This window comes from Streptomyces sp. NPDC040589, assembly GCF_055594445.1.
Window position 1 is genome coordinate 230,245 of the sequence record NZ_JBVIWP010000010.1, and the last position, 8,689, is coordinate 238,933.

The window sequence follows — 8,689 nt, forward strand, 5'->3', positions numbered from 1 at the left end:
ACGAACAGCTCGCTACGGATGCGGGTCCCTGTACGTCGGCGGAAGGGAGCGGCTCAGAACATGTCCGGGCACCAAGGCCGCCTGGACGTACGCAGCAGGGCGTCGGCCTTCCGGGCGGCGCCCGCTCGTTCTTCCCGCACCCGCCCCAGCGCAGCCAGCCGCACCGCCGACTCGTCTCCCAGCCACAGCGCCCCCAACTCGCCGATGTCCAGGACGAGTTCCGCGCTCTCGGTGGTCGGCTTGCAGGACGCCCCCTCGGCGGAGGCCTCCAGCCGGTACCGCCCACCGGTCAGACCGTCCACACCGGCGACCTCCAGCACCAGCGCCCCCTCCCCCTCGTACGTCCGCGCCTCAAGAGCCCGTACGACGTCCAGGATCCGCACCCACAGGAAGTCCGCCAGCGACGTGATCCTGGCCGCCCGCAGATCGGGCAGGAAGTGCGGGAGAAGGTCGTCGGGCGCCCGCCAGCCGCTCTTCACCCTCACGACCCAGTCGATGGAGCAGAGGTACTGCCACAGGGCCCGCTCCGCGGCCGGGGTCACCCCGATCAGCCATTGCACGGTCGCCGTGTTCAACGGCTGCTTGGCCTCGCCCCAGTTGTCGTCCACCTCGTAGGCGGCCATGCCCTCGACGTCGCCGGACGCCGAGCGGTACACGGCGAAGAAAGGCATCTTCCACGCCGGGTCCAACCGCAGGGCGCCGGTGTTCAGGTGCCACCACCACTCGTCGCGGTCGATGGCGCCGGGCTGGGCACGCCGCACCCGCTCGTGCAGGTCGGGGCCGAGCTTGCGGACGTCGTCGCCGTCCACCAGGTCGATCCGGCCGCCGTCCGCCGGCCCCGCCCAGCGGGCGTCGAGACCGGCGCGCGGCACATCGACCGTCCACTCGGACATCCAGGTCGCCGGTCCGAAGCCGTACCGGCCGTAGATCGGGTACTCGGCGGCGATCAGCGTCGCGACGACGTCCCCGCGGTCCTTCGCGGCCGCCAGGTCCCGCGCCATCATCCGGCTGAGCAGCCCGCGGCGGCGGTGGGTGGCGGTGACGGTGACACCCGTGACGCCGTCGGCCGGCACGCTCGCCCCGCCCACGACCGTGAGCTCCTGGTCGAAGGAGCGGAAGGTCGCCACGCACCGGCTGCCGTCGAAGGCGCCCAGGGCGCGCCCCGGGACGAACCTCTGGCGACGGCCCTCGATCTCCTCCGCGGAGACGACGGGCCCCCGCAGGAAGCCGGTGTGCACGGCACGCAGCCATTCGGCGTGTTCGGCCTCGTCGATGGGGCGTATGTCGATGTCGGCTTCGCGGGTCATGGGCTCACGCTAGGGGGAGGGCCGGTCGGTGTCGCGCGGATATTCCGGGCACCGGTCCTCCCCCTGTCCGGAGCGGCTCAGACCAGCAGGTCGTCGACCTGCGCCTCCCCTTCGCGGTACCGGCGGGCGATCTCCGCGCTGCACTCGTCGGCCGTGCGCTGGAGCCGCTGGCGCCGCCGGGAGACCTGCTGCTCGTAGCGCACGAGCCGTCCCATCGCCGTGTTCAGCTCCAGGTCCGTGCGCGCGCCGAGGTCGGAGAGCTCGACCTCGCCGAGCATCTCCGCGGCCAGCCGCCGGGACTCCTCGCCCTGCGGGGTGGAGAGGGTCACATGGCGGGCGGAGGAGCGGTGCCGGGCCGGGGCGTCCCGCAGGATCTCCGCCAGCCGCTCGACGACGGACACCTCCGGGGGTGCGGCGACGGCGGCCACGTCCGCCGGCGCACGCCGCGCCAACTCCGCGCGCAGGATGTCGATCCGCCCCTGGAGCAGCCGCCGTACGTAGCTGAGGTCGGCCTCGTCGCGCTGGGCCTCGCGGCGCACTGTGCGCAGCTCCGGCAGGCTCAGCGCCCTCTGATCGGGCTCGGGAGCGTCCGAGGGCAGCCGCGGGCTGTCCGTGCGCTGTGTGGGCGGCCGGTGGTACTCCGTCGCCCCGATCCCCGTGTACGTCGACCAGACAGCCCCCGACTGCTGCCCGGTGCTTGATGTGCTCATGTGCCTCAACCGTCCCCTCGACCGGTGTGTGCATGCATCGTGCCACCCCAAGTGGCCGCTATGGGAACGAGTGCCCCCGATAGACCCCAGATGGGCGGTTAAGCAGCAAAATACGGCCGCGCGCGGCCCGTTGGCGCCCGGTGCAAACCACCCGTTCGTGCCATCCGCGCACCACCCGCGGCGTGACGTTCACCGCCCTGCATGATGGACGTATGCGAGCAGTGGTGCAGAGAGTGGACGGCGCGAGCGTCGTCGTGGACGGCGAGACCGTGGGCGCGATCGAGGGCGAGGGGCTGTGCGTCCTGGTCGGCGTCACGCACGAGGACACCAAGGAGAAGGCGGCCCAGCTGGCCCGCAAACTGTGGTCGATCCGCATGCTGCACGACGAGAAGTCGTGCAGCGACATCGATGCCCCGCTCCTGGTGATCAGCCAGTTCACCCTCTACGGAGACGCCCGCAAGGGCCGCCGCCCCACCTGGAACGCCGCCGCCCCCGGCGATGTCGCCGAGCCGCTGGTCGACGAGGTGGTCGCCCAGCTGCGCTCGCTGGGCGCGACGGTGGCCACGGGCCGCTTCGGGGCGGCGATGCGTGTATCACTGACGAACGACGGCCCGTTCACCGTGCAGATCGAAATCTGACCCGAAAGGTCTACAAGTCCTAACGGCACAAGACTTACGGCTCGACGACGACTTCCTGGGCCGCGGCCGTGTCCCCGGCCACCAGCCGGGCGTCCACGGCCACGTTCCGCTTCACCAGCGCGAGGGCGACCGGCCCGAGCTCGTGGTGGCGTGCGGAGGTCGTGATGAAGCCGATCTTCCGGCCGTCGGGGCCGTCGTCCGCGAGCCGGACCTCGGTACCGGCCACCGGCAGATGGACCTCGCTGCCGTCCAGGTGCAGGAAGACCAGCCGGCGCGGCGGCTTGCCCAGGTTCTGTACGCGGGCGACCGTCTCCTGCCCCCGGTAGCAGCCCTTCTGCAGATGCACCGCCGAGCCGATCCAGCCCAGCTCGTGCGGGATGGTGCGGTGGTCGGTCTCGAAGCCGAGCCGGGGCCGGTGCTGCTCCACGCGCAGCGCCTCGTAGGCCAGGATCCCGGCCGGCGGCCCGGCCTGCCCGGCGAACGCCTCCAGGTCGGCGCGCGGCAGGAACAGGTCCCGGCCGTGCGGCGTCTCCCGTACGGCGACACCCCGCGGCACCTCGGCGATGGAACCGGCCGGCAGATGCACCACGGCGGTGTCGGCCGTGCGGTCGGCGACCTCGACCCGGTAGAAGAACTTCATCGACTCCAGGTACGCGATCAGCGCCTCCTGGGTGCCCGGCTCCACATGGGCCCAGACCGTCTCGCCGTCGTCGACGAGATACAGGGCGTGCTCGATGTGGCCGTTCGCGGAGAGGATCAGCGCCTCGGTGGCCCGGCCCGCGGGGAGCTCGCTCACGTGCTGGGTGAGCAGCAGATGCAGCCAGGCCAGCCGGTCCTCGCCGGTGACGGCGACGACCCCCCGGTGCGAGAGGTCCACGAATCCGGTGCCGTCGGCGAGGGCACGCTGCTCGCGGAACAGGTCGCCGTAGTGGGCGGCGACGCCTTCGTCCACGCCCTCGGCGGGGACGGCGCCGGGCAGGGTCAGCAGGGGGCTCTTCATATACGTAAGCCTACGACTCGGTAGTTGAAGCCTTGAGCGCGCAGTCCTGACACCGGCCGAAGATCGCGAAGTGCTTCATGTCGGTGTCGAAGCCGAACGACTGCCGCAGCTTGTCGGTGAACTCGGCGGCCACGGAGACGTCCGCCTCGATGACGTTCTGGCAGTCACGGCAGACCAGGTGGAGGTGGTGGTGCCGGTCCGCGAGGTGATACGTCGGCGCCCCGTGTCCCAGATGGGCGTGGCTGACCAGCCCGAGCTCCTCCAGGAGCTCCAGGGTCCGGTAGACGGTGGAGACGTTGACCCCCGACGCCGTCTTCCTCACTTCCACGAGGATGTCGTCGGGGGTCGCGTGCTCCAGGGTGTCCACGGCTTCGAGCACGAGTTGCCGCTGCGGGGTCAGCCGGTAGCCGCGCTGCCGCAGATCGCTCTTCCAGTCGGTGCTCACCACACCTCGAGTCTAGAACTACTTGAAGAAGGCGATGCCGTCGTCCGGCATGTCGTCGGGGAGGGCCTTGGCCCAGCGCTCGACCTCTTCCGGGGTGACGACCTTCTTCAGATGGGCGGACATGTAGGGGCGCAGTTCGACCTCGGGGGTCTGCTTCTCGCCGACCCACATCAGGTCGCTCTTGACGTAGCCGTAGAGCCGCTTGCCGCCGGTGTACGGCTGGGAGGCGGCCGTGCGGGCCACGGCGTCGGTGACCAGGTCGATCTGGGGCTTCTGGTCGGCCAGCTCGCCGTACCAGATCTCGATGACGCCGTCGTCGCGGGTCATCGTCACCTCGACCTTGCGGTTCGCGTCGATGCGCCAGAAGCCGTGCTCGGACTCCAGGGGACGGACCTTGTTGCCGTCGTTGTCCAGCACCCAGGAGTGCGAGTGGTACTCCAGGAAGTCCCGGCCGTCGTGGGTGAAGGTGACCTCCTGCCCGAAGTTGCACTTCTCGGAGCCGGGGAAGTCGTGCACACCGGCACCCGCCCAGTTGCCGAGCAGGAAGGCGAGCGGGACGAGGTCCTTGTGAAGGTCGGACGGGATCTCGATCATGGGAACTTCCTAGACGGGGGTCAGCGCTGGCCCTGGTACAGCTTCTTCACGGTCAGTCCGGCGAAGGCGAGGACGCCGACGGCGACCAGGACCAACAGGATTTCGAAGAAAAGCTCCACGGGGTTGCTCCTTGAGCGGGGTGCGAATGGGTGCACAGGGCCGAGGCCAGCTTACGCGGGCGCCTTCGGCACTTCGATTCCGGACTACGCTTCCGGCTATGGCGAAGAAGCTGGTGATCAAGGTGACGGCGGGGGCCGACGCCCCCGAGCGGTGCTCGCAGGCGTTCACGGTGGCGGCGGTCGCCGTCGCCAGCGGCGTCGAGGTCTCCCTGTGGCTGACCGGCGAGTCCGCCTGGTTCGCCCTGCCCGGCCGGGCCGCCGACTTCGACCTGCCGCACGCGGCACCCCTGCCCGACCTGCTGGACTCGGTCCTCGCGGCCGGCCGGGTCACGCTGTGCACGCAGTGCGCGGCCCGCCGGGAGATCACGGAGAAGGACGTCATCGAGGGTGTCCGCATCGCGGGCGCGCAGGTCTTCGTCCAGGAGGCCATGGCGGACGAGACGCAGGCGCTCGTCTACTGACCCGCCTCCGCGGTGTCCGTCGACTCCGTGTGGAGGCAGAACGGGTGGCCCGCCGGGTCCAGCAGCACCCGGACCCCCGTCTGCGGCTGGAACTCGGCGAGCCGCGCGCCCTCGGCGACGGCCCGCGCGGTCTCGCGCTGAAGGTCGTCGACCTCGATGTCGAGGTGGATCATCATCTGCTGCCGGTCCGGTGCGCTCGGCCAGGCGGGCGGCCGGTAGGCGGGCTCGGTCTGGAAGGACAGTCCCGTGCCGCCGTCCGGCGGCCGGATGTGCACCCAGTCCTGCCAGTCCTCCCCGCGCCCCACCCGCCAGCCGGGCAGTAGCCGCAGGTAGAAGGCGGCCAGCTCACGGGCGTTCGGCGCGTCCAGTGTCGCCGCCGTCAGGCGCATGGACCCCTCCCCCTGGTCGGTTCAGCCTCGGCGCTTCTTGCCGTCCAGCTCGTCCCACCACTCGTCGGACTGGGGATCCCCGGACGGATCGTCCCACCAGCGGTCGTCGGGGCCCCGGCGGTTGGCGACCATCGCGGCGACGGGCGGGATGACCATGGCCACGACGCACATGCCGACGGCCACGGGGATGGACCAGAGGCGCACGACGCCCCAGGCCAGGACGAAGAGGGCGATGCAGCCGCCCATCATCAGGAAGTACGTGCGCCGCCGTCGTGCGTACATACCTCCAGCGTAGATCCGGGCAGCCCGAAGGGCCGCACCCCAGGCGTCCAACCCGGGGGGTGCGGCCCTCGATGACCTGTCGCCGTCAGACGGCGATCGCGACCTCCGCCAGTCCGCCCTGCTGGGCGACGACCGTGCGGTCGGCGGTGGCGCCGGGCACGAGGGCACGAACGGTCCAGGTGCCCTCGGCCGCGTAGAAGCGGAACTGTCCGGTCGCCGAGGTCGGCACCTCGGCCGTGAACTCGCCGGTCGAGTCCAGCAGACGGACGTAGCCCACCACGGGCTCGCCGTCCTTGGTCACCTGACCCTGGATCGTGGTCTCACCGGGCTTGATCGTCGAGGCGTCGGGGCCGCCGGCCTTCGCACCACACATGTCGTACTCCTGAAGAGGTCTGGAAAGGTCGGTCCGGTTCTTTACTTGTTGGCGCCGAGCTCGATCGGCACGCCCACCAGGGAGCCGTACTCGGTCCAGGAGCCGTCGTAGTTCTTGACGTTCTCCACACCGAGCAGCTCGTGCAGCACGAACCAGGTCAGCGCGGAGCGCTCACCGATGCGGCAGTAGGCGATGGTGTCCTTGGCCAGGTCGACGCTCTCCTCGGCGTAGAGCTCCTTGAGCTCGTCGTCCGACTTGAAGGTGCCGTCGTCGTTGGCGTTCTTGGACCACGGGATGTTCCGGGCGCTCGGCACGTGGCCGGGGCGCTGGGACTGCTCCTGCGGCAGGTGGGCCGGGGCGAGCAGCTTGCCGGAGAACTCGTCGGGCGAGCGCACGTCGACCAGGTTCTGCGAACCGATGGCCGCCACGACGTCGTCGCGGAAGGCGCGGATGGACGTGTTCTGGGCCTTGGCCTTGTAGTCCGTCTTCGGACGCTCGGGCACCTCGTCGCCGGCGACGAGCTCGCGGGCGTCGAGCTCCCACTTCTTGCGGCCGCCGTCGAGGAGCTTGACGTTGTCGTGGCCGTACAGCTTGAAGTACCAGTACGCGTACGAGGCGAACCAGTTGTTGTTGCCGCCGTACAGGACCACCGTGTGGTCGTTGCCGATGCCCTTGTCCGACAGGAGCTTCTCGAAGCCCTCCTGCGTGACGAAGTCACGGCGCACCGGGTCCTGGAGGTCCTTGGTCCAGTCGATGCGGATCGCGTTCTTGATGTGGTTCTTCTCGTACGCGGACGTGTCCTCGTCCACCTCGACGATCGCGATGCTCGAGTCGTCCAGGTGCTCCTGAAGCCAGTCGGCGTCTACCAGGACGTCGCTGCGGCTCATGCTCTTTCTCCTCCGGGGCAGTTACGGCGGGGCGTGCGAGGTATGCAGGGGTGCGCGCCCATGACGAGGGCGGCGCACGGGTGCCCTTGCTGCAGGGCGGCGGGGATGCGCGCGTCGGAGCAGGCCGACGCGGTCGCTCAGAAGGTGCGACAGAGCATGGCGGCGACGCGGCACAGGTCTACTGCCCGCCGCTTCGTGAGATCCGCCTGTCGCTTCATGCCGTCGATCGTAGGGACGGTCGGGCGCGCGTGTCACCGGTGTGTCGCATAGTGAGACACGAAGATCCGCCATATGGGATCAGCGGCCTGTCCGTGCGTCTCCCGCACGGTTTCCGGCCGCCTGTATTCGCCATCACATCTACGCTACGGACTCCGCCGTCTCGCCCACCGGACAGCCCTGGTCGGTGCCGCCTTGCGCCTTCCCTACCCGGCGAGTCGGACGTTGGAACCCTTCACCGTGATCTCCACGCCGTTCGGCGCCGCCTGGACCTTGTCCAGCTGGATGCCGCCGGGCAGGCCGTCGATCTTCTGCTGGAAGTCGGTGATGGCCCGGACGCGGGACTCGGCGATGTCGACGCCGCCGAACTTGGGCAGGCCGTCGGCCTTCACCCGCACCTCGCCGTCGACCACCGTCACCGAGCTGAGCACGGAGACCGGCTCGGGCAGCTTGGTGCCGAGGACGGTGGCCTCGACGGTGACCTTGATCTTGCCGTTGCCGCCGTCGGAGAGGCCGACGACGTTGGCGGTGACGCCCGGGGCGACCTGGGTCGGTTCGGACTTCGCCGTCTTCAGCAGTTCGTCGTAGGCGATGGTCGCGGTGCCGGTGGCGCTGGTGGCCGTGGCGGAGCTGTAGTCGCCGGAGAACTCGACGCCCTGCATGTCGGCCTTGAGGTCGTCGATCCGGATCTTCCGGTCGCCGTTGCCCGCGGCGGCCTCGTAGTCCTGGATGCCGACCTCGATGTCGTCCAGGGAACCGCCGGCGACCTGGGTGAGGAACGGGAAGCCCTTGATGGAGACATCAGGGGTCGCCGAGAGGTTCTCCGTCGTCTTCAGGCGGTCGGCGGCCTCGTCCTCGGCGAAGTTCACCGCGACGCGGTCGGCGATCACGAAGAGCCCGCCCAGGATCACGACGACGATCAGCAGTATTCGCAGTGCGCGCATACGGTGTTTCCCCCACCTCGGCGGTTGGACGGCGGTCCGGTCCCTGACGACCGGGTGGCCGTCCAAGCGTGAGGGTAACTCCGTGAGATGTGAGCGCCCGGGATTTGTCGATCATCTGTGACAGGCAGGAGCCGGGCGACGGTGCCGGGACAGGGTGGGTGCGCGGCTCGGCGCGACGAGGTGGGGGTACCTCCCAGGCCCTTGAGGCACTGGGGGAGGCACGCGCAGCCAGGGCAACCACGACGCGCCCGCAGCCGCGTACGCACGGAAGGGGACGTGTCGGGGGGTGTCCGCCCGCAGCGGTTGGCGCGTCAACGCCAGTCA

Annotated in this window: 13 protein-coding genes; 2 read left to right on the forward strand and 11 right to left on the reverse strand. The window is 70.1% G+C overall.

The features are described from left to right. Positions 1 to 53 precede the first annotated feature (53 nt). Positions 54 to 1,307, reverse strand: a complete 1,254-nt coding sequence (locus ACZ58V_RS34500; protein ID WP_471295079.1) for a GNAT family N-acetyltransferase — start codon at positions 1,305 to 1,307, stop codon at positions 54 to 56. A gap of 77 nt (positions 1,308 to 1,384) precedes the next feature. Continuing rightward, entirely contained in the window at positions 1,385 to 2,017 is a 633-nt protein-coding gene (locus ACZ58V_RS34505; RefSeq protein WP_471295081.1) for an RsiG family protein, read from the reverse strand. 212 nt (positions 2,018 to 2,229) lie between these two features. On the opposite strand from ACZ58V_RS34505, the gene dtd reads away from it, so the two are divergent. Next, positions 2,230 to 2,655: a D-aminoacyl-tRNA deacylase gene (dtd, locus tag ACZ58V_RS34510; protein WP_030242984.1), complete on the forward strand. Its 426-nt coding sequence runs from the start codon at positions 2,230 to 2,232 to the stop codon at positions 2,653 to 2,655. Positions 2,656 to 2,689: 34 nt separating this feature from the next. Here dtd and ygfZ read toward each other — a convergent pair whose 3' ends face one another. Genes ygfZ through ACZ58V_RS34525 form a run of 3 tightly spaced genes read right to left on the reverse strand, consistent with a single transcriptional unit; the run spans position 2,690 to position 4,694 of the window. After that, the gene (ygfZ, locus tag ACZ58V_RS34515) at positions 2,690 to 3,655 is read right to left on the reverse strand and encodes a CAF17-like 4Fe-4S cluster assembly/insertion protein YgfZ (RefSeq protein ID WP_471295083.1); all 966 of its coding nucleotides are present in this window, start codon (positions 3,653 to 3,655) and stop codon (positions 2,690 to 2,692) included. 10 nt (positions 3,656 to 3,665) lie between these two features. Then, a complete protein-coding gene (locus tag ACZ58V_RS34520; RefSeq protein ID WP_184599315.1) occupies positions 3,666 to 4,103 on the reverse strand; it encodes a Fur family transcriptional regulator in 438 nt (145 codons plus the stop codon). Positions 4,104 to 4,118: 15 nt separating this feature from the next. Beyond that, positions 4,119 to 4,694 (reverse strand): heme-binding beta-barrel domain-containing protein, encoded by a 576-nt coding sequence (locus tag ACZ58V_RS34525; RefSeq protein WP_261680433.1) that lies wholly within the window; start codon positions 4,692 to 4,694, stop codon positions 4,119 to 4,121. A 217-nt stretch (positions 4,695 to 4,911) separates the two neighbouring features. Here ACZ58V_RS34525 and ACZ58V_RS34530 point away from each other — a divergent pair, with 217 nt between their 5' ends. Next, complete coding sequence (locus tag ACZ58V_RS34530) at positions 4,912 to 5,274, forward strand: DsrE family protein (RefSeq protein ID WP_189729483.1); 363 nt, start codon at positions 4,912 to 4,914, stop codon at positions 5,272 to 5,274. Here ACZ58V_RS34530 and ACZ58V_RS34535 read toward each other — a convergent pair. The 6 genes from ACZ58V_RS34535 to ACZ58V_RS34560 all read right to left on the reverse strand — a co-directional run bounded on the left by ACZ58V_RS34535 (position 5,268) and on the right by ACZ58V_RS34560 (position 8,365). Continuing rightward, entirely contained in the window at positions 5,268 to 5,663 is a 396-nt protein-coding gene (locus tag ACZ58V_RS34535; protein WP_471295086.1) for a VOC family protein, read from the reverse strand. The genes ACZ58V_RS34530 and ACZ58V_RS34535 overlap by 7 nt on opposite strands. Positions 5,664 to 5,684: 21 nt before the next feature. After that, positions 5,685 to 5,945 (reverse strand): DUF3099 domain-containing protein, encoded by a 261-nt coding sequence (locus ACZ58V_RS34540; protein WP_468193799.1) that lies wholly within the window; start codon positions 5,943 to 5,945, stop codon positions 5,685 to 5,687. Between the two features lie 85 nt (positions 5,946 to 6,030). Then, a complete protein-coding gene (locus ACZ58V_RS34545) occupies positions 6,031 to 6,318 on the reverse strand; it encodes a DUF1416 domain-containing protein (RefSeq protein WP_003991226.1) in 288 nt (95 codons plus the stop codon). A gap of 41 nt (positions 6,319 to 6,359) precedes the next feature. After that, complete coding sequence (locus ACZ58V_RS34550) at positions 6,360 to 7,205, reverse strand: sulfurtransferase (protein ID WP_193479644.1); 846 nt, start codon at positions 7,203 to 7,205, stop codon at positions 6,360 to 6,362. Positions 7,206 to 7,342: 137 nt separating this feature from the next. Then, complete coding sequence (locus tag ACZ58V_RS34555; protein WP_350310325.1) at positions 7,343 to 7,423, reverse strand: putative leader peptide; 81 nt, start codon at positions 7,421 to 7,423, stop codon at positions 7,343 to 7,345. Positions 7,424 to 7,627: 204 nt separating this feature from the next. Then, positions 7,628 to 8,365 carry an LmeA family phospholipid-binding protein gene (locus ACZ58V_RS34560; protein ID WP_468193795.1) on the reverse strand — a complete coding sequence of 246 codons (738 nt, stop codon included), beginning with the start codon at positions 8,363 to 8,365 and terminating at the stop codon, positions 7,628 to 7,630. Positions 8,366 to 8,689: the final 324 nt, after the last annotated feature.

Excerpts from the sequence above, each read along its gene's own strand:
- ACZ58V_RS34500 (WP_471295079.1), bottom strand. The coding sequence starts at position 1,307 with ATGACCCGCGAAGCCGACATCGACATACGCCCCATCGACGAGGCCGAA.
- ACZ58V_RS34505 (WP_471295081.1), bottom strand. The coding sequence starts at position 2,017 with ATGAGCACATCAAGCACCGGGCAGCAGTCGGGGGCTGTCTGGTCGACG.
- dtd (WP_030242984.1), top strand. The coding sequence starts at position 2,230 with ATGCGAGCAGTGGTGCAGAGAGTGGACGGCGCGAGCGTCGTCGTGGAC.
- ygfZ (WP_471295083.1), bottom strand. The coding sequence starts at position 3,655 with ATGAAGAGCCCCCTGCTGACCCTGCCCGGCGCCGTCCCCGCCGAGGGC.
- ACZ58V_RS34525 (WP_261680433.1), bottom strand. The coding sequence starts at position 4,694 with ATGATCGAGATCCCGTCCGACCTTCACAAGGACCTCGTCCCGCTCGCC.
- ACZ58V_RS34530 (WP_189729483.1), top strand. The coding sequence starts at position 4,912 with ATGGCGAAGAAGCTGGTGATCAAGGTGACGGCGGGGGCCGACGCCCCC.
- ACZ58V_RS34535 (WP_471295086.1), bottom strand. The coding sequence starts at position 5,663 with ATGCGCCTGACGGCGGCGACACTGGACGCGCCGAACGCCCGTGAGCTG.
- ACZ58V_RS34540 (WP_468193799.1), bottom strand. The coding sequence starts at position 5,945 with ATGTACGCACGACGGCGGCGCACGTACTTCCTGATGATGGGCGGCTGC.
- ACZ58V_RS34545 (WP_003991226.1), bottom strand. The coding sequence starts at position 6,318 with ATGTGTGGTGCGAAGGCCGGCGGCCCCGACGCCTCGACGATCAAGCCC.
- ACZ58V_RS34550 (WP_193479644.1), bottom strand. The coding sequence starts at position 7,205 with ATGAGCCGCAGCGACGTCCTGGTAGACGCCGACTGGCTTCAGGAGCAC.
- ACZ58V_RS34555 (WP_350310325.1), bottom strand. The coding sequence starts at position 7,423 with ATGAAGCGACAGGCGGATCTCACGAAGCGGCGGGCAGTAGACCTGTGC.
- ACZ58V_RS34560 (WP_468193795.1), bottom strand. The coding sequence starts at position 8,365 with ATGCGCGCACTGCGAATACTGCTGATCGTCGTCGTGATCCTGGGCGGG.